Origin of the sequence: Luteibacter sp. (assembly GCF_036499525.1) — a bacterium.
In the GTDB taxonomy this organism is placed as follows: Bacteria; Pseudomonadota; Gammaproteobacteria; order Xanthomonadales; family Rhodanobacteraceae; genus Luteibacter.
The window spans coordinates 31252-55567 of the sequence record NZ_DASYDO010000031.1 but is presented as its reverse complement, the minus strand read 5'-3'; the positions used below and the strand labels follow the sequence as shown (position 1 = coordinate 55567).

At 63.7% G+C, this 24316-nt stretch carries 23 protein-coding genes and 1 pseudogene; 17 read left to right on the top strand and 7 right to left on the bottom strand.

Annotation, left to right across the window (positions count from 1 at the left end; genetic code table 11):
- Nucleotides 1-262 precede the first annotated feature (262 nt).
- The 4 genes from VGM71_RS06645 to VGM71_RS06630 all read left to right on the top strand — a co-directional run bounded on the left by VGM71_RS06645 (nucleotide 263) and on the right by VGM71_RS06630 (nucleotide 6095).
- Entirely contained in the window at nucleotides 263-3634 is a 3372-nt protein-coding gene (locus tag VGM71_RS06645) for a hypothetical protein (RefSeq protein ID WP_331543245.1), read from the top strand.
- A gap of 26 nt (nucleotides 3635-3660) precedes the next feature.
- Nucleotides 3661-4686, top strand: coding sequence for an RHS repeat-associated core domain-containing protein (locus tag VGM71_RS06640; RefSeq protein ID WP_331543243.1), 1026 nt, complete (start codon nucleotides 3661-3663; stop codon nucleotides 4684-4686).
- Between the two features lie 24 nt (nucleotides 4687-4710).
- Nucleotides 4711-5097 carry a DUF805 domain-containing protein gene (locus tag VGM71_RS06635; RefSeq protein ID WP_331543241.1) on the top strand — a complete coding sequence of 129 codons (387 nt, stop codon included), beginning with the start codon at nucleotides 4711-4713 and terminating at the stop codon, nucleotides 5095-5097.
- A gap of 197 nt (nucleotides 5098-5294) precedes the next feature.
- On the top strand, nucleotides 5295-6095 hold the full coding sequence (locus VGM71_RS06630; protein ID WP_331543239.1) for a DUF805 domain-containing protein: 801 nt from the start codon (nucleotides 5295-5297) through the stop codon (nucleotides 6093-6095).
- Between the two features lie 48 nt (nucleotides 6096-6143).
- Here VGM71_RS06630 and VGM71_RS06625 read toward each other — a convergent pair whose 3' ends face one another.
- Nucleotides 6144-7106, bottom strand: a complete 963-nt coding sequence (locus VGM71_RS06625) for a PAS domain-containing protein (RefSeq protein WP_331543237.1) — start codon at nucleotides 7104-7106, stop codon at nucleotides 6144-6146.
- Between the two features lie 52 nt (nucleotides 7107-7158).
- The gene (locus tag VGM71_RS06620) at nucleotides 7159-8868 is read right to left on the bottom strand and encodes a zinc ribbon domain-containing protein (protein WP_331543235.1); all 1710 of its coding nucleotides are present in this window, start codon (nucleotides 8866-8868) and stop codon (nucleotides 7159-7161) included.
- Between the two features lie 214 nt (nucleotides 8869-9082).
- On the opposite strand from VGM71_RS06620, the pseudogene VGM71_RS17655 reads away from it, so the two are divergent.
- From VGM71_RS17655 to VGM71_RS06605, 4 genes and pseudogenes are all read left to right on the top strand, one after another.
- Nucleotides 9083-9349 (top strand): annotated as a pseudogene (locus VGM71_RS17655) (double zinc ribbon domain-containing protein); the annotation flags it as partial.
- Nucleotides 9350-9400: 51 nt separating this feature from the next.
- On the top strand, nucleotides 9401-10087 hold the full coding sequence (locus VGM71_RS06615) for a hypothetical protein (protein WP_331543233.1): 687 nt from the start codon (nucleotides 9401-9403) through the stop codon (nucleotides 10085-10087).
- A gap of 14 nt (nucleotides 10088-10101) precedes the next feature.
- Nucleotides 10102-10803 carry a hypothetical protein gene (locus VGM71_RS06610; protein ID WP_331543231.1) on the top strand — a complete coding sequence of 234 codons (702 nt, stop codon included), beginning with the start codon at nucleotides 10102-10104 and terminating at the stop codon, nucleotides 10801-10803.
- The gene (locus tag VGM71_RS06605) at nucleotides 10803-11882 is read left to right on the top strand and encodes a zinc ribbon domain-containing protein (protein ID WP_331543229.1); all 1080 of its coding nucleotides are present in this window, start codon (nucleotides 10803-10805) and stop codon (nucleotides 11880-11882) included. The genes VGM71_RS06610 and VGM71_RS06605 overlap by 1 nt, the downstream gene beginning before the upstream one ends.
- Here VGM71_RS06605 and VGM71_RS06600 read toward each other — a convergent pair whose 3' ends face one another.
- Genes VGM71_RS06600 through VGM71_RS06590 form a run of 3 tightly spaced genes read right to left on the bottom strand, consistent with a single transcriptional unit; the run spans nucleotide 11883 to nucleotide 14550 of the window.
- Nucleotides 11883-12767 carry a cobalamin-binding protein gene (locus VGM71_RS06600; RefSeq protein ID WP_331543227.1) on the bottom strand — a complete coding sequence of 295 codons (885 nt, stop codon included), beginning with the start codon at nucleotides 12765-12767 and terminating at the stop codon, nucleotides 11883-11885.
- A complete protein-coding gene (locus VGM71_RS06595; RefSeq protein WP_331543225.1) occupies nucleotides 12764-13552 on the bottom strand; it encodes an ABC transporter ATP-binding protein in 789 nt (262 codons plus the stop codon). The genes VGM71_RS06600 and VGM71_RS06595 overlap by 4 nt, the downstream gene beginning before the upstream one ends.
- Nucleotides 13549-14550 (bottom strand): iron ABC transporter permease, encoded by a 1002-nt coding sequence (locus VGM71_RS06590; RefSeq protein ID WP_331543223.1) that lies wholly within the window; start codon nucleotides 14548-14550, stop codon nucleotides 13549-13551. The genes VGM71_RS06595 and VGM71_RS06590 overlap by 4 nt, the downstream gene beginning before the upstream one ends.
- A 95-nt stretch (nucleotides 14551-14645) precedes the next feature.
- On the opposite strand from VGM71_RS06590, the gene mgrA reads away from it, so the two are divergent.
- A complete protein-coding gene (gene mgrA / locus VGM71_RS06585; RefSeq protein WP_331543221.1) occupies nucleotides 14646-15680 on the top strand; it encodes an L-glyceraldehyde 3-phosphate reductase in 1035 nt (344 codons plus the stop codon).
- An 81-nt stretch (nucleotides 15681-15761) separates the two neighbouring features.
- Here mgrA and VGM71_RS06580 read toward each other — a convergent pair whose 3' ends face one another.
- A complete protein-coding gene (locus tag VGM71_RS06580) occupies nucleotides 15762-16619 on the bottom strand; it encodes an ion transporter (RefSeq protein ID WP_331543219.1) in 858 nt (285 codons plus the stop codon).
- Between the two features lie 207 nt (nucleotides 16620-16826).
- Here VGM71_RS06580 and VGM71_RS06575 point away from each other — a divergent pair, with 207 nt between their 5' ends.
- The 7 genes from VGM71_RS06575 (at nucleotide 16827) to VGM71_RS06545 (ending at nucleotide 22654) form a co-directional block, all read left to right on the top strand.
- Nucleotides 16827-16994, top strand: a complete 168-nt coding sequence (locus tag VGM71_RS06575) for a VOC family protein (protein WP_331543217.1) — start codon at nucleotides 16827-16829, stop codon at nucleotides 16992-16994.
- A gap of 362 nt (nucleotides 16995-17356) precedes the next feature.
- Nucleotides 17357-18049 carry a DUF3348 domain-containing protein gene (locus tag VGM71_RS06570; protein ID WP_331543251.1) on the top strand — a complete coding sequence of 231 codons (693 nt, stop codon included), beginning with the start codon at nucleotides 17357-17359 and terminating at the stop codon, nucleotides 18047-18049.
- A 10-nt stretch (nucleotides 18050-18059) separates the two neighbouring features.
- On the top strand, nucleotides 18060-19850 hold the full coding sequence (locus tag VGM71_RS06565) for a hypothetical protein (protein ID WP_331543215.1): 1791 nt from the start codon (nucleotides 18060-18062) through the stop codon (nucleotides 19848-19850).
- The gene (locus tag VGM71_RS06560) at nucleotides 19847-20497 is read left to right on the top strand and encodes an OmpA family protein (RefSeq protein WP_331543213.1); all 651 of its coding nucleotides are present in this window, start codon (nucleotides 19847-19849) and stop codon (nucleotides 20495-20497) included. The genes VGM71_RS06565 and VGM71_RS06560 overlap by 4 nt, the downstream gene beginning before the upstream one ends.
- The gene (locus tag VGM71_RS06555; protein WP_331543211.1) at nucleotides 20487-20906 is read left to right on the top strand and encodes a DUF2894 domain-containing protein; all 420 of its coding nucleotides are present in this window, start codon (nucleotides 20487-20489) and stop codon (nucleotides 20904-20906) included. Before VGM71_RS06560 ends, VGM71_RS06555 begins: the two co-directional genes overlap by 11 nt.
- Before the next feature lie 247 nt (nucleotides 20907-21153).
- Entirely contained in the window at nucleotides 21154-22323 is a 1170-nt protein-coding gene (locus tag VGM71_RS06550; RefSeq protein WP_331543209.1) for a type II toxin-antitoxin system HipA family toxin, read from the top strand.
- Nucleotide 22324: 1 nt separating this feature from the next.
- Nucleotides 22325-22654 (top strand): helix-turn-helix transcriptional regulator, encoded by a 330-nt coding sequence (locus VGM71_RS06545; protein WP_331543207.1) that lies wholly within the window; start codon nucleotides 22325-22327, stop codon nucleotides 22652-22654.
- Between the two features lie 82 nt (nucleotides 22655-22736).
- On the opposite strand, the gene VGM71_RS06540 is transcribed toward VGM71_RS06545, so the two are convergent.
- The gene (locus VGM71_RS06540) at nucleotides 22737-23144 is read right to left on the bottom strand and encodes a cupin domain-containing protein (RefSeq protein ID WP_331543249.1); all 408 of its coding nucleotides are present in this window, start codon (nucleotides 23142-23144) and stop codon (nucleotides 22737-22739) included.
- A gap of 192 nt (nucleotides 23145-23336) precedes the next feature.
- On the opposite strand from VGM71_RS06540, the gene VGM71_RS06535 reads away from it, so the two are divergent.
- The gene (locus VGM71_RS06535) at nucleotides 23337-24299 is read left to right on the top strand and encodes a GlxA family transcriptional regulator (protein WP_331543205.1); all 963 of its coding nucleotides are present in this window, start codon (nucleotides 23337-23339) and stop codon (nucleotides 24297-24299) included.
- The last annotated feature ends 17 nt before the right edge of the window (nucleotides 24300-24316 follow it).

The window sequence follows — 24316 nt, the reverse complement described above, 5'->3', positions numbered from 1 at the left end:
CTCCGGTGACGTGCTCTCCGGTGGCAGCATGCGCGCTACCGCCCGGCCTTTGAATGCTTGTCCGTATCGAGCCAATTCGTTCTCTCATCTGCGCCCCCGTTCATGGATCTATCGGGGCGACAACTATTCTGACGCAGGGGGGTGGGTCATCGGACAGCCGGCAGAAACGGCCAACCTGACGACTGGCGAAGTAGTGGACCAGTACGCCTACGCCGAAAGCAACGCGACTGTTGCATCGCGATATCGCTTTGGCAGGAAAGTAATGGATTACACCTATGCCGCTGGCGGACAGCTTTCCACGTATACGGATGCGCTGGGTCGAACCACAAGGCTGGACGATTACAAGCGCGGCATTCCGCAGATGATCGGCTTCCCGGACGACACGTCTACACGACTGACTGTGGACGACCTTGGTCAGGTGGCCGCCATCACCGACCAGACCGGGGCGACGACGAATTACACCTATGACCCGGCGGGGCGTCTGGCGAGCATCGTGTACCCCGAAGAACAGGGGCAACCCTCGTATCCACGGCATCTCGTGCACATGTATGTCGGTCCCGAGCGCGGGATCGCGGGTCCGCACTGGAAGACGACGATAGCGGAAGGTCCGCGCCTGGAAACCATCCACTACAACGCCATGCTGCGTCCTGTCCTGCATAGCGCGTACCGTGCGGATGGCGCGCTCGCCATATCGACACGCACGGCCTACGACTGGCGCGACCTGCCATTCCTGCGCTCGATTCCCTACGACGGGTTACCCGACATCGGTGGGATGACGATCGGCAAGCGCACCTATCGCGACGTGCTCGGACGGCCTTTCAGCGAGCAGGAGGACAGCGAACACGGCGTCCTGACTACCAGGCACGATTACCATCCAGGCACTGCCGTCAGGACGATTGACCCCAAGGACAACGTCACGACTCGCTGGTACCAGGCGTTCGATGCGCCGAACTACGAGCGGCCGGTGCGCATCGAGGCCCCCGAAGGCGTCACCCAGACCATCGCACGCGACAGCTATGGCGAGCCCACCGTCGTCACGCAATCCGGCGGCGATGTCAGTGAATCGAAGCACTTGATCTACGACGCCGATCACCGGCTTTGCCGGTTCTGGGAAATTCAGCGCGGGAGCGAAATACATGACTACGACGCCGCGGGGCAGCTGTCATGGACAACGTCCGGTTCGGTTTTCCAGGGAGATGGCTGCGGTCGGGAGCAAGTCGAGGACGGAGCGATATCCCGTTATGCCTATGATCGCATGGGTCGCGTCACGTCCATCGTCTATCCGCTGGGTACGGTGCCGAGCACCTTTACCTATGATCTGAGGGGCGAGGTTGCCACATCGCGGGCGGGGGACGTCGGGTGGACGTACGGCCGGAATCGTCGGGGGCAGCTCGTCGAGGAGACGCTTCAGGTCGACGGCTGGGAGTGGGCGTTCGGTTATGCCTACGATCCTTCCGGCGCGATGGCGTCCATGCGCTACCCGGACGGCAAGCTGGTGGCCTTCGCCCCCGATGTGCATGGGCGGCCGACGCGGGTCGGCGATTACCTCACTCAGTCCACACACGCGGCAGACAACGCCCTGACAGGGTTTGCGCTCGCTAACGGGCTTCGCTACAACGCCAGACACAACCAACGCGGTCTGGTCGAATCGTTGAGCTATGCGCGCGAAAGTACCAGGCTTGGGCTCGACTATGCCTATGACGGCAACGGCAATACGATCAGCCGTGCCGAAAGGCCCTATCCAGGCTTGCACGATGCGGTAATGGGCTACGACGGACTGGATCGCCTCGTCTCTCAAACGGCAAATTACCTGGACCCGTATCGTTTCAGTTATGACGCGCTCGGAAACATACTGTCCGAAGACAACTACAAGGAACGGAAGGTCTTCCATTACGACGCGAACCATCGGCTGGCTTCGGTCAGCAGCAGCGGGTTGTCATCGCATCGCTACGAATTCGATCAGCGAGGGAATGTCGTCAAGCGCGATGAGAGCGATTTCGCATTCGATGCGGCGAACCGACTGGTAGGCGTCGGTCGGTTCAGGCAGATCGTTTATGACGCGAATGGACGCCGTGTTCGCGATGGCTATGGAAGGTATCCGGTTTATTCTGCGTATACGTCATCCGGCAAGCTGATGTGGCAGTACGACAGCCGATCCACGCGGGCCACTGATTACCTGTACCTCGGTCCCAAGCTCGTTGCCAGCACGAAGCATTCGATCTCCGCCATCGTCGGAAACATCGACGGCCTGGCCTGGCAGGGCGATGAGGCGACGCTGCGTGGATGGGCCTGTTCCACGGGATTCGAGAGTCCGGTCGTTGTCCATCTGTACGCCGGTGACACGGTCCTCAAGGTCGGAAAGGCCGATCTGCCGAGCGAAACCCAGATCCAGGCGCCGTGCCACGCAGAGGGAACGGCGTATCGCTTCGAGATTCCGTTACTGGAAGAGGAGCGCAAGGAGCACGCTCTGGCTCCCCTCGCGGTGTACGGCATATCGCCGGTCGGCAACGGAAACCTGGCTATCGCGGGAAGCGGGACGGTGGACATGCCACCGTCGAAGCTCGCGCCGCCGGCACCGACCTCTATCGATGCTGGAAGGGAAGCTAACGACGAGCACGATATCGTTCGAGTCGCCTGGACGCATGGCGGACCCGTGGCGCATTCACGCGTGGAGTACTCGCGCAACGGTGCGGGCTGGCTGCTGGTGGGCGACGTGGAGAATTCGCCCTTGGCATTCCCCGTGACGGAAGACGGCCAGTTCCGCTTCGCGGCGCGCGGATGCAACGAGCATGGCTGCGGCTACCGCACGGTGTCGTCACCCCTCGACATCGTGCGTATCCCATGGAAGCCGGGCATCTTCGATGTCCCGGCCGGTCGCCTGATGAATCGGGTAGACACCTCGTGGAGCGCCATTCGTCATGCCGAACGCTACGAAGTCGACGGGTTCAATCATGGCGACGGCGCCATATGGCACGCCTTGTATGCCGGGACCGGCCTGCAAGCCAGCCTCGCGCCCACCAGTAGCGGCATCCATTCGTTGCGGCTCAGGGGTTGTAACAGCAATGGGTGTGGCGAGTACATGCAGAAGGACGGTGTCGACGTCGTCGTGGCTCCGCGCGACCGGCCAGCCTTGCAAGGCGGTGGGACCACCCACGACGGAAACTACGGCTTGACATGGACCGGCGTGAAGGACGCGACCCGCTACGAGCTTCAGGAAAGTCTCAACGGTGGCGGCTGGCAGGTGATCCAGGACGCCCCATCGGGCAGCTGGTCCGTGACCGACAAGGACAACGGCGGCTATGCCTATCAGGTCCGGGCCTGCAACGACGCCGGATGCGCCGACTGGAGCAATGCCGTGACCGTGACGGTGGACCGGATGCCACTCATGCCCACCGCGCTTTACTTCAGTCTCGTGTGGGGCGGCAAGATCGAGCATCACGACGCCTCGTGGCCAGCCGTGCGTTACGCGACCACCTATGAACTCATGCGGATGCCCGGGCAACAGACCGTCTATCGCGGGCCCCTACTTGAGCACCGGGTGGAATCCGGTTTCGCGCCGTACCAGCGCGAAGGCACGTACAAGCTCCGCGCGTGCAACCACCTTGGTTGCTCCGACTGGCACGGCCCGATCTGATGTCCTCCCTCGAAGGATCGATACCCATGATGTTGAAGATGGTTCGGGTGTACCTGTGTGCGCGCGCCGAACGCCGTGCCATGAAGCGTCGTCTCCACGCCGCCAATCCCTCTTTGGCGCACATGGAGCGCAGGAGCTGGATCGTCCTGTTCCTTCTCCTGATCGGGCTGTTCATGCATGGCCCCGCGCGTGCCGACGAGGAAGTCGTCACCTACTACCTCACCGATGAGCAGGGCACGGTGCTGGAAACGACCGATGCCCAAGGGGGGGCGGCAGGAATCCCGCAAACCTATACCCCCTTTGGCGAAGGCATGCTGGGTCGCCAGTCAGGCCGCGTCGGTTACGCAGGCCACTTCCACGACGACGACATCAATGGCCTGGTGTACATGCAGGCCCGCTACTACGACACGCATATCGGTCGTTTCCTGTCGGTCGATCCGGTGGTGGGCGCGCCCGGCCAGCTGGCCGACTTCAATCGCTATGCGTACGGGCGGAACAACCCGCATCGGTATGTCGATCCGGATGGGCGGGCGCCGGAATTGCTCACTGATCTTAAGATAATTCGTAAGGAAATTTCCGATAAGGGAAATCGAGTGATGGTCGCAGCCACTGGGATGTTGCTGGATAGGGCAGACAAGACGGAGATAAGTGCTTCACTTAGCGTGCCCGGAGCGACCGCAAGTAAGTCGGTCTATGGTGGAAGCGATTCGATCTCGATAGACACATCCGGCTTGCGACTTGGCGCAGAAGCTTCGGTCAGCGTGAAATCTGAGATCATTTCGCTGGACTTCCACCCGGACAGGCCGGCATCGGCACACTCATATAGTCTCCACTTGGGCGCATATGAAATTGTGGGAGGCGGTATTGAGGTCAAATACAACTACGGCGGCAAGTTTTCCATGTCTCTACTGGTAGGGACTGGCGAGGGCGGGTCGGTAGTGAGTGGTCAGATGAATACTGATGTCGGAGAGCAGGCGATAACGAGGCCGCGGGGGGATCAAGAAATACGGGAGATCATGGGGATTGATCGTGAAACCCCTGGGATTTTCTGAGGTGATGAATCAATGGTTGAATCAATGAATAGAATCTTCAACCTCCTCGGGAAATTTCTGAGTTTCGCTGGGCGTGCCGCGCGCACTGAATACTGGATCACGTTTCTGACCGTAAGCGCGGTGGTGTACGCGATTGAGTTCTTTGCTGACTATGCAGGCGTAAGCGGTGACGCTTTCCTGTTCTTGTTCATCGTTACTCGCACGGTCAAGTCAATGATTTGTCTTCCCGTTTCTGTCAGGCGATTGCATGACGTAGATCGAAGCGGATGGTGGTATCTCGTACCACTAGCGACATTTGTCTTCGCATTCTTTGATGGCACGCCCGGTCCCAATCGCTTCGGGCCGAGTCCAAAGTACGGCATGCGGCGCGTTGGTAGCGTTAGTGTTGCGCCTGTCAGGAGCGACTACTGAGCATCCACTAGAAGAGTCCATGAGAGAGCAAACGAATAGGAGAGCTCATAGTGATTTCTCCCGAGACGCCCAAATCGCTTTCGGAGCCAGCCCTAAATATCCTGCGCGCCGGATGAGGGCATCGGTATGTCAACTAACCGAGAGAGTGAACTGACATTGCAGATACCTCCCGCGAGGAGGTCCGCGCTGGAGAGTTGATGAATCGGATTCTGAAAAAACACGGTGAGTTCCTGAGCCTTTGTGGCCGTGCCCGTCGCACCGAGTACTGGACAACGGTCGTGCTCGCGACCGTGACCGAGTTTGTTATCGGGGTTTTCGCGTATCTCGCGGATGCAAGAGGAAGCGCCTACGAACTGATCGTTGGCCTTTGTCAACTGCTTGGATGCGTCGCATGCATTCCGGTTACCGTCAGGCGCCTGCACGACGTGGACTGGAGAGGGTGGTGGTATCTCGTGCCCTTTGTGTCTTTGATTCTCATCTTTCTTGACGGAACGCGAGGCCCAAATCGTTTCGGTCCTAGCCCGAAATACTTCGAAGGTAAGATGGAGGAGCGGCGAGGTCGCCTGCTGAACGAAGCGATCTTGGCGACAGAGATTCTTGTCGGGCGTCCCGTTCGGCTTTGGGCAGCGGGCTTGCTGAATATTCTCAGCGGATCAATTGCAATCCCCGGGGTATTCATGCTCGCCTTTTCCGCAGAGGTATCGGCGTCATTGAGGCCCGAATTGTCTGTTTGGCTTCTGGGCGGAGTCGCATCATCTCTTCTGATCATGACATCGGCTGTTGCGTTGATTTCCGCGTCCGACAAGTTATGCACTATGACGGTATCGGCCATGGTCTTCTATGGACTTCTGACTGCTGCAATCTTCGAACTGACGCTGGCCGCAGAGGTCGGGAAAGAGATGCCGTTGGTGGTGACGATGCTTTCTTGTGGTTTGATGGTCCTGCTCAATGTGACGGCGACTCTCGAATCACGGCGGGAAGCCCAGATATCGATGTAATCCACACGAGATGCCTGCTAGTGCTGATCCTTCATCTTGTGGAGGCCTTCACGCGGCAGGCATCACCTGCGCCACCATCTTCGCCAACGCCGCCTGCGAATACGGCTTGGCAAGGCGCGGCAGATCCAGCTGCACCCCGGCCGGCACGTCCGCGTAGCCGGTAGCCATCCGGCTGCGCAGGACCAGCGCGCCGCCGAGTTGTTCGGCGAGTCCGTGGCGTTGCGCTCCGGCCATGGCATTGTCGAGAAGGCGTAACAGGAACGGTTCCTGCGGCATGCGCTCGCGCAGCAGTTCCAGGCTGCCGTGCACGGCCATGAGCAGGTTGTTGAAGTCGTGCGCGATGCCGCCGGCGAGATTGCCCAGCGCTTCCATCTTCTGCACCTGCATCAGGGCTTGCTCGGCTTTGCGGATGTTTTCCTCGCTGCGTTGCAGGGCCGCAGTGCGCTCGGCCACCTTGGCCTCCAGCTCTTCACGAAAGCGACGCTCGCTTTCGCGTACCTCGGCTTCGGCCAGCATGCGCTCGGTGGTTTCGACGACGATCGCGATCACGCCGGCGGGACTCCCGCTCTCGTCCAGTACCGGCGAATAGTCCAGGTCCATCCAGGCCGGCTCGGGCTTCCCATGGCGGACCAGCATCAGTTCCTGGTTCTTGTATGCCAGGGTGCCCCCGGCAAGACCTACGCGCATCACGTTCTCGTTGAAGTCCGCGACCTCGGCCCAGCCCTTGCGGACTTCCGACCCGAGCAGGGCCGGGTGACGGTTACCGGCGAAGACCGAATAGGCGTCGTTGTAAATCATGATGCCCTTCTCGCCCCACAGCAGCACGATCGGCACCGGGGAAAGCAGCAGCATGCCGGTAACGGTACGCAGGCTCTGCGGCCAGGTCCCGATCGGTCCGAGACCGGTCGCGGACCAGTCGAAGGCGCGAATCAGCGCGCCCGCTTCACCGCCACCGTCGAGCCACGACAGGTCGCCGATTTCACCGGTACGGGCGCTGGATGTGGGGGTCATGGGAGTTGGATGGAGAAACGATATGTGACGAGGGATGCAATATCGGCTCCGGTCAGGCCGGCTGGAGCGCGGTGCCGCATCCACCACAGAACCTGTCCGAGCTATCGACGTCCGAGCCGCAGGAAGGGCATGCGCCGGCGGCTGCCCGGATGGCAGCGGCGGCCGGGCTCGCGGCAGGCGTCACGCCGCTCGTGCGATTCAGGGCGCCGAGGACGGCACTCTTCTGCAGGTCCGCCTGTGACGTCGGCGCAACGAAAACGCTCTGTTCCCCCGCGAAGGTCGACAGGTGCTGGACCATCCGGCGCGCGAAGGCCGGCGTGCCCCGCAGCCCGGTGACGATGCGGGTGGCGCCCTTGCCGAAAATCACGGTGTCCAGTTCGGCCGCCCAGACGCGCAGAGTCATCGTTTCGATGTTGATGATCTGCTTCTCGGTCTTCACGCGGTCAGTGAAGGTGTTGCCGAAATCCATCCGCGCTGCCTGGTAGTTGCCTTGCATTTCGATCCAGACGATGCGCGACGTAAAGTCGAAGCGCTGCCACAGCACGCGGCCCGCGTTGAGGCAGTAGGAGCCGAGCGCCAGCATCGCCAGGCCGAGCGTCATGAGCGAAAAAAGCCGGGGCTCGATGACGGTTGGATCGAGCTTGATACCAAAAACGACCAGCCAGCCGGTGGCGAGTGTGATCAGGGCAACACCGGCCACGTCCAGCCATGCGATCCAGCGGAAGCGCGCAAGACGGAATGCGGTGGCGACGTCGAGACGTCGCTGTTCGGCAGCTGGCATCGGCTGGGTCTCCTCGACGAGCTCCGCACTGAACGACCCGGCACCGCCATCGACCATGGGCAGCACGCGCAGATAGCGGCGATTCGGAATCCGCTCAATCCACTCGTCCTGAAGTGTGCGATCAAGCTCGTCCATCAGCTGCTTTGGATGACAGTTCATGGAAAGGCTGGTCTGCTCACGCGCCATGTTCGTATTCGGCGCCCCCGTCATCTGGTTCATGAGCGCACGAAAGTAAAGGCCGACACTGCCCAACGACGCGAGCAACAGGAATAGCGTCTGCACTTCGAGCGAAAGCCAGCCGATATCCGGAAGCGAGTGCGATACGAGCGGCAAGAGGACAGGCGCGAACACCGCGACCAGCACCAGGATGACAAGACCGCGCATGCCCACGTTGGCGCGCGCCCTCGCGCCTGTCTCCAGCGGAATGAGGAGCAGGACCACACTGAAGACGAAATAGAACAGCCCCATCCACGCCGCCGCCTGTGGATCGGAGAAGCCGGCCCAGGCGACCAGGAAGGACAGCAGCGTCACGATGATCACGATGCCCGTCTGGAACTGGCGTTGCGCGATGTACTGCACGGGACGCGGTGCGAAGATCAGGTCACGGATCCATGCGTAGAGGAGGCCATTGAGCGGGCCGGTAGGCTCGGGGTAGGTGATGGCGTTCTGCCGCAGCATTTCTTTCAGCTCATCGGCCTGTGCGCTCTTGCCGCTCGCGTCCCCGGTGAGTTCAGGAGCGAGACCAACGGGTAGCCCACGACCGAAGAAGAAACGCAGCTGCGTGAGCAGGCGGCGGCCATGCCGAAGCCCGGTAACGAGCAACCCGATGCCGAGCAGCAGCGGCAACGTGCCCTGCAGCCCGTGCCCGCCGGACATCGCCCCACGGCTGGAGATGAGTAGACTGATTCCACCCGCCAACAGGACGGCCGTCGTTGCCACCAGGAACCAGTTCTCCACATAGGAGGGGTTCGGGAAATCCATTCGTTGGCTTTCGGCGTTGTACTCGTATGACATCGTGGCGATCCCTGGCATGAAGCGGGTGGATGACGGCGCAGCTTGCGTGTGCCCGTGAAGATTTGTAAGCATACGGCGAGCCGCCGGCGATTTGCGATTCACAGGGAACCGATATGGACGAAAGGACGAGCCCGCAGCAGCAGCGGCGTCGACGAGGACCGTACGCACGCGGCAGGCCCATATGCGCCTTCTTCAGTGCCATTTTATCGGCGCCAGTCAATTTATCGACAATCAGACACGAGACGCGCGCGATCGCCGTAACGTCCCGTGTCGATCACGTAACACCCCGTGCAGGAGAAACCCCATGAACTGTCCGAACTGCGGACGGCCCCACGACGTCGCCAGCAAATTCTGTCGAGGTTGCGGAGCGCCGGCGGAATACCGGGCCGATATGAATCCCACGTGCACCGTATGCCACGCGCCACTGCAGTCTGGAGCGCGGTTCTGCAAACAATGCGGTGCCACCGTTGCGCAGCACGAGGAGACAGCCTCGGCGCCCGTGGAAACGGATCCGCCGGAACCCGCAGCCGTTGCCGCAGCCGCAGCCGCAGCCGCCGTGCCGGCGCCGGAGACGCCCGGGCGTCCCGTCGAGCCCGGTTCGCCGCCGCCGTCTGCCGCGCGCGAAGGTTCCGCCGGCAGTTCCCGCGGGTTCGTCATCGCGGCGGCTGTCGTGATCGGTGTCGTGGCCTTAGGGGGCCTCGTTACCTGGGGTTTCCTGCGTAATGACGCACCGTCCCACACGGCCGACACGTCCAGGACGGCCAACGACACAGCCACGCCAGCGCAGGTCGCGCCGGAGCCCGTGGTGCCTCCCGCAGTGGAAACACCAGCGCCGACCGTGGCGGCCACCGTCGCCGAGGCGACGCCACTTGCGACGCCGCTCGCGGCGCCGGCCATCGAGCGACCCAGCCAGACAGCCCCGCGTGTCGTCACGGGTCCGGCCGAAAAGCCGGTGCGTGCTACACGGACGCCGGTTGTCGCTCCAGCCGCCGCACCGATGCAGGACGTGGCCCTTTCACTGGTCCGCAAAGGCGAAAGCGCGTTTTCTCGCCAGGATTATTCCACTGCGATAGCCAACGCCCGTGCGGCATTGGAAGTGAACCCCGGTCTCGCACGCGCGAAGCAGTTGCTGGATGAAGCACAGCGCGCCCAGCAGCAGGCCATGAGCAGCATTTCCATCCAATGAAAGGAGAGTTCGTCATGAGGATCATCCACCAGTCGATTCGTGCGTGCGGCCTCGTGGCCGGCGCTACCGCCCTCGCTGTCGTCGCGGGCTGCGCACAGATGCCCGCGCAAAGCGGCACGCACAACAGTGGCCCCTATGCGGGCCAACCGGTGGCGCAGCCGGAATCTTCCGGTTGCAGCACGGGCACGGCCGTCGCGGTCGGCGCCCTTGCCGGCGCGCTGTTCGGCAAGGGCAAGGGACACCTTGTGGGTGCGGCCGTCGGCGCGGGCATCGGTGCGCTGGCGTGCACGGTGTACAACTACCGAGCGCGCCAGGTGCGCGATCACACCGCGGTGGAAGCCGATTACATGCGCGAGCGTGGCGCGCTTCCCACCAGCAATACCGTTTCCACCTATCAGAGTTCCTTGCAGCCGTCGGGCACGGTTCGTGCGGGAAGTCCGGTGGAGATGCGGTCGAGCATCGTCGTGCTGAATGGAACTCGCGACCAGGCCCCGCGCCTGTCGGAAACGCTGACCCTCTTTTCGCCCGATGGCAAGCAGCTCTCGACGGTGACCAAGGCAGCGAACGATATCGGTGGCACGGGCGAATACCAGACCAATTTCAACTTCAATCTACCCAAGGGCATCGAGAACGGCCGATACGTGGTGCGCTCGACGCTGACGATGGATGACCGGCAGGTCGATTCGAACGATGTACCCATGTTGGTGGTGAGCTGATGAGTGCCGTAAACACTGTGCCGGGTGAGTCCGGCCTCGGCATGCTTGTCCGCTGCTACGAAGGCATGCGCAACTGGCGTGCTTTTTCGCTGCTGGCCATCGCCATCCTGTGTGGAGGAGCGAGCGTTTCGCTGGCGGGCATACTGGCGTTCCAGGCAGGCTTTATCGTCAGCGGCCTCTTCGTCCTCGTGGCGCTCATCGTCTATCTCGCCGGTATCAATGGCGCGGGCTTGCTGTTACTCGATCAGGCCGACCGGCGTCCGCCGCGCACGATGGGTGCGGCCTTCGTGGGTGGCCTGCACGGCACCTGGACCTCCTTCCTTGCCTTCCTCCTGCTGGGCCTGGGTCTGGCAGGCGTCTTCCTGGCGATGTACCTGCTGTCGTTGCTCACGCGCCTTCCGGGGGTGGGTTCGCTGTTTGCTTTCCTGCTTGCCGGACCCGGCGCGATCGTGCTCGCGTTCTGCTACGGATTACTGGCCATTGGCACCCCGTTGATGCTGGTTGCGGTCTGGCGTGGCGCCGGCGTGCTGGGGGCGATCGGTCGGGCGATCGACATCGTCGTGAAGCGGCCGCTCGATGCGCTTCTGCATTTCGTGGTGCTGGCGATCCTCGTGGTTCCCGTCGCGGCGTTCGTCATGGGCCTGTTGACGTTGACGTCGACGCTCAGCCTGTCGATCTTCAGCGGCGGCACGGGGTCGATCTTCGGCGGCATGGGTAGCCGTTATGGCTACGGCGGGATGTCAGGCCCCCTGGATGGCCTGATGAACCAGTTCCAGTCCGCGGGAGCCGCGAGCGCATCGATTGGCGTGGTCATGCTGGTGCTCGTTGCCTTGTTCGTCCTGGTGGGCATGTTCGGATACATCATGATCCATGACTCACTCGGCGCTGGCCTCGATGCGAATGCCGAGGAACGTCTCCGTGGCGGGGTCTCGAAGGTCAGGAGCAAGCTGGCGGAACATCGGCCCCAGGCAACGGCGGGCGAAGCTCCGGCGACAGTCGCCGGGCGGGCCTGCTCCAGCTGTGGCACCAGGATCCAGGATAACGACCGCTTCTGCGGGGATTGCGGAACCCCTGCGTAGCTATGGCGAGGCGCGCCAGCGGGTCATCCGTTGTCGCGCCTCGTCCAGTGCACGGCAAAGCGCTGTCACGCCTGGAAGGATCGACGGCGAAGGCAGGGCCAGGGTCGGGGCATCGATGGTAAGCACGTTCCCGTGCTTTACCGCCGAGAGGAAGCTGGCCTGTTTCCACCCGTCCAGCGATTCGCCGGTCTCGCCACCGCCCACGATCACGTCGGGATCGCGCGCGAGCACGGCTTCGCGGCTCACGGCGGGCGACGCCTGCACAAGATCGGCAAAAACATTGTCGCCGCCGCAGAGATCGAGGGCGTCGTCGATGATCTGCGCCCGGCCGATGGTCATCAGGGGCCGGTCCCAGATCTGGTAGAACACCGTGAGACGCCGTTTGCCGGCATAGGTCGAACGCAGATGTTCGAGACCCGCTTCGAACGAGCGTGCGTTCCGTTCGGCCACGTCGCCGGTGCCTGCGAGCTTCCCGAACCGGCGTACGGCCGGGGCGACATCGGCAAGGCGCGTCGTTTCCGCATAGAACACCGGCAGCCCGAGCTGAACCAGCTTGTCGACTTGCGCGGCCGCGTTACCGCTTTTCCACACCACGACGATATCCGGCTTCAGGCCGACGATCCGTTCGAGGTCGATCATGGTCGCATCGCCCACGACCGGCACCTTCTTCGCCTCCGCCGGATACTCCGTGAAGCGCGACGTGCCCACCACATACGCCCCCGCGCCCGCGGCAAACAAGGCGTCGGTGACGTTGGGCGCCAGGCTCACGATGCGATGCGCCGGCGCGGGAAGGGTGACGCTGCGCCCGGCATCGTCGACCACGGTTACCGAAGCGGTGGCCGATGTGGCGACGAGCAGGCCCAGGCAGGCGAGAAGGCGGATCATGGCGGCGTTCCATGCAGACGTCCGGCGCGGAAGAACGGCTCGTCTCCCAGCATCACGCCGTGGATGGGATGGTGGAAGGCCGCACTCAGGTGTTCGCTGGTGACGACGTCGTCCTTCAGTCCGGCCAGTGCCCCGCCCTTGCCGTCGAGCAGCACGGCGTGCGTGGCGTGCTGGAAGGCCAGGTTGATGTCGTGGACGGTGTAGACCACCGATTTTCCCTGTGCGGACGCGGCGCGCATCAACTCGTGCAGCGTCTTCACCTGATGATGCAGGTCCAGCGACGACAGCGGTTCATCCAGCAGCAGCACGTCCACGTCCTGGGTGAACAGTGCGGCGATGTTCACGCGCTGCCGTTCGCCACCGGAGAGAGTGGTGACGTCGCGATCGGCCAGCGCTTCCAGCTCGAAGGTGTGCAGGGCATGTTCGGCGGCGCCGGTATCCCGTTCGCCCCAGGCCCAGAAGGGCAGGCTCGGATGGCGCGCCGACATGACCGCCTCCATCACCGTGAGGCTGAAGGCGTCCACGATCGTCTGCGGCAGGAATCCGCGACGGCGGGCGAGGTCTATCGGGCGATAACCGGCGATGTCGCGATCGCCGAGCAGCACGCGACCCCCGTCCGCGGCCCGCAGGCCGGCCAGGGTGCGCAGCAGGGTGGATTTGCCGGCGCCGTTGGGACCGAGCACGCACCAGACGTCGCCGGGCGCCACGCGCATGTCGAGGGCATCGACGAGTGTGCGGCCACGCATCGACAGGGCGAGCGATTCGGCGACGAGCTCCAGGGTCATCGGCGCCGCACCAGCAGGAACATGAAGGTCGGCACGCCGATGATCGCCATGACCGCGCCGACGGGCAGCTGGATGGGGTCGGCGACCACGCGCGACACGGTGTCGGCGATCACGACCACGATACCGCCGCCGATCGCGCATGCCGGCAGCAGCACGCGCTGGTCGTTGCCGATGAGGCGTCGCAGCGCATGCGGCACCACGAGGCCCACGAAGCCGACCGTCCCCGCCGTGGTCACGGCCACGGCGGTCGCCAGCGATGCGACGACGAAGATCGCCGATTTCACCAGGTTCGGGCGCACGCCCAGCGCACTTGCCGACTCCTCGCCGCGCATCAGCAGGTTGAGCTGGCGGCCGAGCGGAACGACGAAAAGGACGCAGGCCATCAACAGCACCACCGGCAGCAGCCAGTTCGAGACACCGCTCAGGTCGCCCATCATCCAGAACAGCATGCCGCGCAGGTTCTTGTCGGGTGCGAGGACCAGCATCATGCTCACGATGGCCCCGAAGCCCGAGGCGAGCATCACGCCGATGAGGATGAGGTCGGTCGAGTCCTCGCGCTGCGCCGCGCGGGCGCGGGCGAGCAGATCGCGATGCGCCAGCACGAAGACGGCCACGCACGCGAGCAGTGCACCGGTGGCCGCGCCCATGGCCGTGATCACGGCACCGGCGCCCGCCAGCATGGCGCCCAGCGCGCCGACGGCGGCGCCGCCGGAGAGGCCCAGCGTATAGGGATCGGCCAGGGGGTTGCGCACGAGGATCTGCATAAGGCAGCCGGAAAGGGCCAGCAGGCCGCCGACCCCGTAGGCGGCGACAGCGCGTGGCACACGCAGTTCCCACACGATGGCATGCATGGCGGTATCCGCCGGCGACACCAGCGCCTGCCAGGATGCCGCGATCGTGGAATCCGCACCACCGAGCAGGACGGAACCGAGCAGGACGGCCAGGCCGCACACGAGCATGCCGAGCCACAGCCGAAGGGCCGAAGCAAACGTGGTCATGCGGGGTGGCGCGGAGGTCGTCGATGCATGCGTTGGAAGCGTAACATGAGGGGCTTCATCCGGCCGTCCCCACAGCCCTCCACCGGAGCCCCACCGTGACCTATCAACCCGCCTCGGATCGTTACGACAACCTCATGCCTTATCGCCGCTGCGGTCGCAGCGGTATCGACCTGCCGGCCATCTCGCTGGGCCTGTGGCAGAACTTCGGCGGCGCCGACGTCTTCGAGACCGGCCGCGCCATCCTGCGCCGTGCCTTCGACCGCGGCGTGACGCACTTCGACCTCGCGAACAATTACGGTCCGCCGTATGGATCCGCGGAGGAGAACTTCGGCCGCGTGATGGCGAGCGACCTCGCGCCATATCGCGACGAGCTGGTCATTTCCACGAAGGCCGGCTGGGACATGTGGCCGGGCCCCTATGGCGGTATCGGCGGCAGCCGTAAGTACCTGATCGCGAGCCTCGACCAGTCGCTCAAGCGCATGGGCCTCGATTACGTGGACATCTTCTATTCTCATCGCGTGGATCCCACCACGCCGCTGGAAGAGACAATGGGCGCGCTGGCGCACCTCCACCGGCAGGGCAAGGCGTTGTATGTGGGGATCTCCAGCTATTCGCCGGAGCTGACCCGCAAGGCCGCCGCCATCCTGGCGGAAGAGCGCGTGCCGTTATTCATCCACCAGCCCAACTATTCGATGTTCAACCGCTGGATCGAAGACGGCCTGCTCGACGCGCTGGAAGAAACCGGCGCCGGTTGCATCGCCTTCTCGCCACTGGCGCAGGGCCTGCTCACGTCCAAGTACCTCGGTGGCATTCCTGCCGATGCGCGCGTCACGCGCGAGGGCTCACTCGGCAAGGAGCAGTTGAACGAGAAGAATCTCGAGCGCGTGCGTTCACTCAACGCCATCGCTGAGCGGCGTGGCCAGACGCTTGCGCAGATGGCGATCGCCTGGGTGCTGCGCGACCCGCGCGTTACCTCGGCGCTGATCGGCGCCCGCACGGTGGCCCAACTCGACGATTCGCTGGGTGCCCTGCGGGGTCTCGACTTCTCGCCGGAAGAACTTACGGACATCGACCGCTACGCCAGCGACGGCGGCACCGATCTCTGGAAATCATCCGCAGACTTCCGTTAACGCGTCGGATCACCTCGATGTCAATCGATGGTGTCCAGCGCCGCCCCGCAGCGCCGGCAGAACCGGGCATCCGCCTCGTGCTCATCCACGCGACAGGCTGGTGAAACCGTTCTCCGGACCCTCAACCAGATACATCAATGCGCCGAAGATCAGTACGAGGGTGAGGATGGTGCACACGAAGACGAGAATCTTGTGCCGGCTGCGGGCCAGGGTCGACCACAAGAGATTGGACTCGTCGACATAACGACTCAACTTGAGAATCCGGAATATGCGAAGCAGGCGCAATGCCCGGACCACAAGAAGGTATTGGCTTCCAGCGAAGAGGAGGCTCAGATATGCCGGCAGCAGCGAAAGCAGGTCCACCCATCCGAAGAAGCTCCGGGCATAGGTGACCGGCCGGTTCACCACCGCGATGCGCAGGACGTATTCCACGCTGAACACGAGGGTGAACATCCACTCCAGTACAAGGAACGTACCAGGGTAATTGCCATGGAGGGCAGGCACCGAGTCAAGGATCGTCACTAGAACGCTGGACAGGATGACGACGATGAGGACAACGTCGAACGCACGGCCTGCCGCGTCGTCATGACCAAAAATGATATGAAACCAGTGTGCCCGCCAGGCTGCTCCATCGGCCGGGCCGTAGGCCAGGTCGGCCGTGCTAGGTGATTCACCATTCATGTGTCTGCGCTTCCATAACGACAATCGGCTGGATGGACGCATGCTATCGACCGCGGGTTCGGGGCGGCAAGCAGGCGATCCTTGAGCGGGCAGGATAGGGATGGCACGATGGGTGCCATGACCCGCCGGCCCGCCCCCGCGCAGCACCTGCGCGATCTTGCCCGCCTTCGCCGTGTCCGCGACCGGATCGACCGCGAGTACGCGCAGCCGCTGGACGTCGAGGCCCTCGGCCGCGCCGCGGGTATGTCGGCTGTGCATCGCTCGGCACCTTCAGCACCCGTTTCACCGAACTGGTGGGCATGCCGCCCAGTGCCTACCGTGCGCAGGAGACGCAAGCGACGGAAGGCATGCCCGCCTGCGTGGCGAAACAGATCAGCAGACCCGTCAGGAATCGAGAAGCGCCGGCGACCGAGCCTTCCCTAGACTGATCGCCGTGGACTTCGCCACTCGCCGGAACCCATCGTCATGGACATCAGCATCTATTCCAGCTTCCTCCCGCAGATCGATCCGGAGGCTTCGCTGGCCTTTTACCGCGACACCCTCGGCTTCGAGGTGCGCAAGGACGTCGCCTATGGCGGCATGCGCTTTTCGTGCCGCTGCGAAGGTCGGCCACCTCGTCCGAGCGCGTCGTGACCTTGCCGGAGGAACTGGTGAGCGTGAAGGTCGGATCGAGGTGCGTTTCCAGCCAGTCGGCGTCCTCGTGCTCGAATGCTGCGCAGATTTCCCCTTCCGCCTTCAGGATCTGTTGTATGTCGTCCGTCCCCGAAGACCTTGCGGAAGCGTGCGGGCTCATGGCCAGGCCGGTGGCGGCGAGTAACAGCGGAAGCAGCTGGCGGGCGCAAGATGGGCTGTCGGGGTTCATTGGCAGGGCCTTCGTAGGATCCTGCGTATAGTGCTACAAGGCGTGCCGCCCTGACTTTCGGTGGAACCGCTGCCGGAGCCCCGGGGAAGCCTGTTGCCCATACCGTGTAAAATCGCGGTTTTTCTCAAGAAGAATCGTGCAATCTCACCAGCGGACCACCGTCCGCGGCCCGACCTTCATTCGCCTGCTCGCCCGCCTCACGGCCGTCGACGCGAGGGCGTCCGGACCATCGTTGCCCGACCGGCTGAGCCGGTGGCTCGACTGGAACCACGCCATCGCGCTCTCCACGGCACTGGATGGCCGGCCATCGGCGCCCCCAAGGCACGTTCCCGCCTTCGACAGCCGGGAAGAGGCCGAGTGTGCCCGGGTGCGTGCTGTGCTGGTGAAGGCCATCGAGGGGGCCCGCGAGCTGGCCGTATCGGGCTCGCCGCCGGTCGCTCAGGCGGACTACGCGCCCTTCCGGCAGCGCTATCTGACCCTCCAGAGGTCGATGCAGGGTGCCACCGGCCAGTTGCGGGGCCGCCTGCGCGACGTCCTGGCGTCGGGATCGCCGACCATGGCCCGGCTTGCCGAGGTGGATGCGGTCATGGAAATGGCCCTGAGTCCCCGGGAACAGAAGCTGCTGGCCTCGGTACCGGCCGTGCTTGCCGACCACTTCGACCGGCTGCGCAGGTCGGCCACGGAATCCGCGGAAGAAGGCACGGCCGCGTCGCGGCAGAACTGGCTCGATACGTTCCGCGGCGACATGCGCAGCGTATTGCTCGCCGAGCTGGACGTTCGTTTTCAACCGGTGGAAGGGCTGCTCGCAGCGCTTCGCACCCGCTAATCGGGTAATTATGTTCAGGAATTTTCTTTATCTCGCCGTGTTCTTCGTTGGCCTTGCCGCCGTCTGCTGGGTCGGGCTGGGCTATGCGGCCTCGAACCCGCTCGGTGCCGTCGTTGCTGCGCTGATCGGCGCCTGCTACCTCGCGGGGGCGTTGGAATTGCAACGGTATCGTCGCGCAACGCATACGCTGCGTGACGCGGTGGCCGATTTGTCCACCACGCCTCCCGCACTCGGCCCCTGGCTCGAGCGCCTGCACCCGAGCCTGCGCAACCCGGTGCGCCTGCGCATCGAAGGTGCGCGGATGGCCTTGCCGACGCCCGCGATGACCCCTTACCTCGTGGGCCTGCTGGTGCTGCTCGGCATGCTGGGCACACTTCTCGGCATGATGGCCACGCTGCGCGGAACCGGCATCGCGCTGGAGAGCGCCACCGACCTGCAAGCCATTCGCGGCTCGCTCGCCGCGCCCGTGAAGGGTCTCGGCTTCGCCTTCGGCACCTCGATCGCCGGTGTCGCGAGTTCGGCCATGCTGGGCCTGCTTTCCGCTCTGTGCAGGCGCGAACGTCTGCGCGTAGTGCAGCGGCTCGATGGGCGGATCGCGACGACGCTGCGGCCGTATTCTCAGGCCCACCAGCGCGACGAAGCGTTCAAGCTATTGCAGCAGCAGACGGCGTCGATGCCCGCGCTGGTCGAGCGGGTGGAGGCGATGGTGGCTTCCGTCGAGCGGCAGAACCTCGCCGCCGGCGAACGCCAGCTGGCGCACCAGGAGGCGTTCCATTCGCGCACCGAGGCTGTCTACACGCGCCTTGCTTCGTCCGTTGAACAGTCGCTCAAGGAAGGCGTGGCCGAGAGTGCGCGTGCCGCCGGTGTCGCGTTCCAACCTGTCGTGGAATCCACGATGAGTGCCATCGCCCGTGAAACGACCGCACTGCACGACACGGTGACACACGCCGTGCAACGCCAGCTCGACGGCTTGTCGAGCCACTTCGAGGCGTCTTCGCAGGTCGCGGCACTGGCCTGGAGGGATGCACTGGCCGAAGCCACCACCGTCTTCCGCGAGGGCAGCGGGTCCATGCTGCAAGTCGTACGGCAGTCGCAGGCCGAGCTTCAGGACACACTCGCCGCGCAAGACGGCAAACGACTCGTGGCATGGACGGATGCATTGTCCTCGATGGCCGGCGACGTCGCGGAACGCACCCAGGTGCAGGCAAGCCACACCATCGCCGAAGTGTCCCGCCTCCTGGAGGCAGCGACGGAAGCGCCGCGTATCGCCGCCCAGGTAGTGGCGGAATTGCGCGAGAAGCTTACCGAGAGCGTGCAGCGCGACACGGCGATGCTCGAGGAGCGCAGCCGTCTGCTCGCCACGCTGGAAACCCTGCTCGATGCCGTGAACCATGCATCCACCGACCAGCGAACCGCGGTCGATGCGCTGGTCGCCACCTCCGCCGATCTGCTCGATCGTGTGGGTACACGCTTCGCGGAACAGGTAGAGGCGGAAACCGGCAAGCTTGGCACCATCGCTGCCGGCATCACGGGAGGCGCCGCCGAGGTTGCCAGCCTGGGCGAAACGTTCGGTAAGGCCGTCGAAGGGTTCGGCAAATCCAACGACGCCCTGATGGAGCGCCTGGACCGCATCGCCGGCGCGCTCGACGCCACGCTCGCGCGCAGCGACGAGCAGCTTGCCTACTACGTGGCGCAGGCTCGCGAAGTCGTAGACCTCAGCGTCCTCTCGCAGAAGCAGATCATCGAGGACATGCAGCGCCTCGGTGGCCAGCACCTTGCCGTCGGAGCCGAATCGGCATGAGCGACGAGCTGGAGATCGAAGGCGAGGCCGGCGTACCCATCTGGGCCGCTTTCGGCGACCTCATGTCGGTGCTGCTCGGTACGTTCGTGCTGATCCTGGTGGGCGTGATCGGCGTGCAGCTACAGCTGTCCCATCGACTCGACGAGGAAGTGAAACAGCGGCAGGCCGAGGAACAGCGCCGCACGACGCTCGAACGGGCGTTGGCAGCGCCGCTGGCGGCGGGGCGCGTCACCCTGGTGAACGGTCGCATCGGCATTCGCGGCAATGTGCTGTTCGCCTTGAACTCGGACCAGCTCCAGCCGGAAGGGCGCGAGGTGCTGAAGAGCCTGGCCGGCCCCTTGTCCGGCTACCTGAAATCCCGCGATGAGATCCTCATGGTCAGCGGCTTCACCGACGACCAGCAGGTACACGACGGCAACCGCCACTTCGCGGACAACTGGGAGCTGTCTGCCGAAAGGGCGTTGACGGTCACGCGCGCGCTGGTGGCGGAAGGTGTTCCCGCTTCCTCGGTGTTTGCCGCCGCGTTCGGCTCCGGCCAACCCGTCGGTTCGAACGCGAACGAGGAAGGACGGGCGATGAATCGTCGCGTGGAAATCGCGCCTATCCCGAAACCGTCCACCAGCGCCGTGGTGCCCCATGGCCCGTGACGCCGCCCATTCGCCAGGGTTGCCGCGTGGACCCCTTGGAGACCTCGTCGATCTCCTTGACGGCGATGTGGCCGACCGGCCGTCGACCTATCCGGAGCTACCCGCCGTCGGCGAATTCCGCAAGATCTGGTCCCATATCCGTACGGAAAGCCAACTCAGGCAGTCGCTGCAGCAGACGCCGGAGAACGCCGGCCCGCTCAACTCGAGCGCGCTGGTCCACCGCGCGATGGCCCTGATGCGCGATGCATCGCCGGGGTACCTCCGGCATTTCCTCTCCTACATCGACGACCTGTCCTGGATGGAGCGCCTGAGCGATGGCAAGGCTACGTCCGTTATCGAGACGCAGACGGCGGCAAGCATCGGAAAGCGTCGGAAGGCCAGGAAACCGCGGTCCAGACCCTCCGCCTGAGCACTACCGGCGATTCCTGCTACGCCCCAGGTATAGCTACATATGCACACAAAAGTATCGTTATTAAGACGGTCATTCGGCTTTTTTGTGATACAAGAGTGCGTATGTATTCCCCCGAGGGGCCCATATGACCGCAGAAGCCCACCTTGAGGTCCACATCGAAGGCGCGTGGCGTCACGCAGCATCCCTGAATCTGCGTGGCCCCGAGGAGCGGGGCTGGGAAACCGGTACGGAACTAGGCTACGAGTTGTCCTATGCCCTGGACTACACCGGGCGGACGGATGCGTCCGCACTGACGGTAAATTTCCCCGTCACACTGGAGCAGACCGTTGCTACCACATGGCCGCCATTCCTCACCGACCTGCTGCCCCAGGGGTATGGCAGGCAGGAACTGCTTCGCCGGCTGGATATGTCCGAAACGACGGGCGCGTCTGCCGACTGGCGGCTATTGCTGGCCGGTGCGGGCAACACGATCGGCAATATCCGCGTGCGAGAGGCTGCAGACCGCCTTATGGAACATGCGGATTCGGACCGCCGTGGGTTCACTCTGGACGAAATCGTCGAGCGTGGCGAAGCTTTCACCGAGCATCTCGCCAGGCATGGCTTGTTCGTCGCGGGATCTTCGGGCGTCCAGGGGGAATGGCCGAAAATTCTCCTCACCGAAGCGCGCGATGGTCTTTACTACCTGGACCACGCACTGCCAGACAATGATGCCGTTACCCATTGGCTGGTGAAGTTTTCGCGCGGGCCGAACGCGGCCCTGGCCACCATCCTTCGCCTCGAAATGCCCTATATGGAGCTGGCGCGCCATCTTGGTCTCGATGTTCATGGGCCCATGAAAGGGGGCCCGCGTACGCTCTTCATTCCCCGGTTTGACCGGGAGGTCACCGAGGCCGGCGTGGTGCACCACGCGCAGGAAAGCCTTGCATCCGTCTGCGGACTGGCGGGTTTCGGCCTCGCGCCACCGCACAACACGGCAGTCGGCCGGCTTGCCCGGATTTGCACGCATGGCGAACGCGATATCGCCGAGTACCTGCGCCGCGATGTAGCGAACGTGGCACTGGGGAATAAAGACAATCATGCGCGAAACACAGCCATCCAGCGGCGTGCGGACGGCTATATCGGGCTCACACCACTGTTCGATTTCGTCCCGATGATGTTGCATCCGGATGGCATTGCCCGTCGCATGCGTTGGAAGGAAGACGACGACGGCTTCCCGCGGTGGGCAAGCGTCATTCGGCAAACCACCGAAGCGACTGGTATCGACGGCGGCATACTGGCAAGCGCATTAGCCGAGATGATCCCGTCACTTCGGAGCCTGCGGGAATACGCACTGGACAGCGGAGTGGACCGTGAAGTGATGGACATGCAGCGGGCCGCCATCGACGGCATCGTTGCACAGCTCGAGGCCTTGTGACGTGGACAAACGCTTCAGGCCGTTGACCAGTCGCGAGCAGATGGACGTGCGCCGCGCCCTCATCGCGGACATCGAGGCGAATCCTGGTCGCCCGGTGCCCGAGGTGATCCGCCTTGTCCGCACCACGCTTCACCTGACGATTGCGGAGTACGCGAAGTTGTGTGGTGTGTCGGCGCGCGGACTCCAGGACATCGAACGCAAAGTGAAGAGTCCGACATTGGACACGGTGGCGAAGCTACTGAAACCCATGGGCCTGCGCGTGGGCGTGGTTACCCGAAACGCTGTAGAGCATGCGGCAAAAGTACGGCCCGGGGTGGACGGGACCGCCTGATCCTTTAACGCCGGTCATCTACGTCCCCTACGCCCTGGGGGATCGCACCGTGAACCATTTATTCCTGTTTCTACGCTAGCTCTTACTCAACCTCGTCGAGTTGCACCAGGTCGAAATGGTCCGCCTGGTACTGGAACAGCAGGCAATCCTCGCCGTCGACGCAACCGCTGTAATGCGGCAGCCGGGCGGGTAACCGATAGAACGAGCCGGCGGGATACTCGGTGCGCTTACCGTCGATGACGGCGTAGAAGGTACCCTTCATGACCACCGTCGGAAGGGCCTGCGTGTGCAGGTGGAACGGGTTGGCCTTTCCGGCCGGAAAGGTCACGAAAGCCTCGTAAGGGCCTTTGCCCGTGAGATTGCCGCTGACGTTCGCGTATTTGATGCCTCCCGTGCCCGCGATTTCGATCCATTTCAGATTTTTCGCAGGGAAGGACCGTACGAGAGCGGCCGCCGGTGCCGCGCCCTTGGGCTGTGCCAACGCGAGCATCGGAGCGGAAATAAAGAACGCGGCTAGGGCAAATGGAATGGCGGGCAAGCGATTCACGGGAGAGTTTTCCTTGGGGTTCGCGTCCGACATCGGACGGAACCAAGTCTGGACGTTCAGTCCGTTCGAGCGAAAGCACGATTCGAGACATAAACTGATAGATTCGGGCCATCCTGAATCGTAGTCACAACAAGCATGTCTGGATTCGACCACACGGTAGCGGTCATCGCATTCGAAGGGATCAGCCCGTTCCATCTTGCCGTTCCCTGCCTCGTATTCGGCGATGGCCTTTCCCGGCTCGACACACCTCGGTATCGGATCATGGTCTGTTCCGAGCAAGTTGGACGAATCCAGACGATGTCCGGCTTCGGCATCCACGTCGAGCATGATCTTTCGGTCCTGGAGCAAGCCCAAACGATTGTCGTGCCTGCCTGGCGTGATCCTGGAGAACGCCCGTCCGATGTTTTGCTGGACGCTCTGCGGAAGGCCCATGTGCGGGGCTCTCGCATGGTCGGACTCTGTCTCGGGGCGTTCGTGCTGGCGGAGGCCGGATTGCTGGACGGCCGCAGGGCGTGTACTCATTGGGTATGGGCTGACGATTTCCGGCGCATGCATCCGGACGTGAAACTGGACCGCGAAGTCCTGTACGTGGACGATGGTGATGTCCTGACCTCGGCCGGCACGGCCGCAGCGGTCGATTGCTGCCTCCACCTGCTTCGTCGCGATCACGGAGCCGAAGTCGCGAAACGTGTCGCGCGGCGGCTGGTCGTGGCACCGCACCGCCACGGAGGTCAGGCGCAATACATTGAACAGCCCGTGTCCAAAGCGGAGCAGGCCGACGCCGTGGACCTGGTACTGGCTTGGGCCCTCCAGCACCAGGCGCAGCCGCATGGTATCGATTCGCTGGCAGCGCGTGCCCTCATGAGCAGGCGACATTTTGCGCGCCTGGTCAGGGCCAGGACCGGCACGACGGTAGCGAAGTGGCTGGTCCATCACCGCCTGATCGCCGCACAGCGCCTGTTGGAAACCACCAGGACGCCCATCGACGGTATCGCCGAGAGGGTGGGCTTCGGCTCCGCGGTGTCCTTGCGCCAGCGGTTTACTGCGGCGTTCGGTGTCCCGCCCGCGACGTATCGCAAGCAATTCGGTCCGGGGTAGGCAAAATTACGTACCGC

Coding starts and splice junctions, on each gene's coding strand:
- VGM71_RS06645 (WP_331543245.1), top strand. CDS start 263: ATGGATTACACCTATGCCGCTGGCGGACAGCTTTCCACGTATACGGAT.
- VGM71_RS06640 (WP_331543243.1), top strand. CDS start 3,661: ATGATGTTGAAGATGGTTCGGGTGTACCTGTGTGCGCGCGCCGAACGC.
- VGM71_RS06635 (WP_331543241.1), top strand. CDS start 4,711: ATGAATAGAATCTTCAACCTCCTCGGGAAATTTCTGAGTTTCGCTGGG.
- VGM71_RS06630 (WP_331543239.1), top strand. CDS start 5,295: ATGAATCGGATTCTGAAAAAACACGGTGAGTTCCTGAGCCTTTGTGGC.
- VGM71_RS06625 (WP_331543237.1), bottom strand. CDS start 7,106: ATGACCCCCACATCCAGCGCCCGTACCGGTGAAATCGGCGACCTGTCG.
- VGM71_RS06620 (WP_331543235.1), bottom strand. CDS start 8,868: ATGGATTTCCCGAACCCCTCCTATGTGGAGAACTGGTTCCTGGTGGCA.
- VGM71_RS06610 (WP_331543231.1), top strand. CDS start 10,102: ATGAGGATCATCCACCAGTCGATTCGTGCGTGCGGCCTCGTGGCCGGC.
- VGM71_RS06605 (WP_331543229.1), top strand. CDS start 10,803: ATGAGTGCCGTAAACACTGTGCCGGGTGAGTCCGGCCTCGGCATGCTT.
- VGM71_RS06600 (WP_331543227.1), bottom strand. CDS start 12,767: ATGATCCGCCTTCTCGCCTGCCTGGGCCTGCTCGTCGCCACATCGGCC.
- VGM71_RS06595 (WP_331543225.1), bottom strand. CDS start 13,552: ATGACCCTGGAGCTCGTCGCCGAATCGCTCGCCCTGTCGATGCGTGGC.
- VGM71_RS06590 (WP_331543223.1), bottom strand. CDS start 14,550: ATGACCACGTTTGCTTCGGCCCTTCGGCTGTGGCTCGGCATGCTCGTG.
- VGM71_RS06580 (WP_331543219.1), bottom strand. CDS start 16,619: ATGCACAGCCGACATACCCGCGGCGCGGCCGAGGGCCTCGACGTCCAG.
- VGM71_RS06575 (WP_331543217.1), top strand. CDS start 16,827: ATGGACATCAGCATCTATTCCAGCTTCCTCCCGCAGATCGATCCGGAG.
- VGM71_RS06565 (WP_331543215.1), top strand. CDS start 18,060: ATGTTCAGGAATTTTCTTTATCTCGCCGTGTTCTTCGTTGGCCTTGCC.
- VGM71_RS06560 (WP_331543213.1), top strand. CDS start 19,847: ATGAGCGACGAGCTGGAGATCGAAGGCGAGGCCGGCGTACCCATCTGG.
- VGM71_RS06555 (WP_331543211.1), top strand. CDS start 20,487: ATGGCCCGTGACGCCGCCCATTCGCCAGGGTTGCCGCGTGGACCCCTT.
- VGM71_RS06540 (WP_331543249.1), bottom strand. CDS start 23,144: ATGCTCGCGTTGGCACAGCCCAAGGGCGCGGCACCGGCGGCCGCTCTC.
- VGM71_RS06535 (WP_331543205.1), top strand. CDS start 23,337: ATGTCTGGATTCGACCACACGGTAGCGGTCATCGCATTCGAAGGGATC.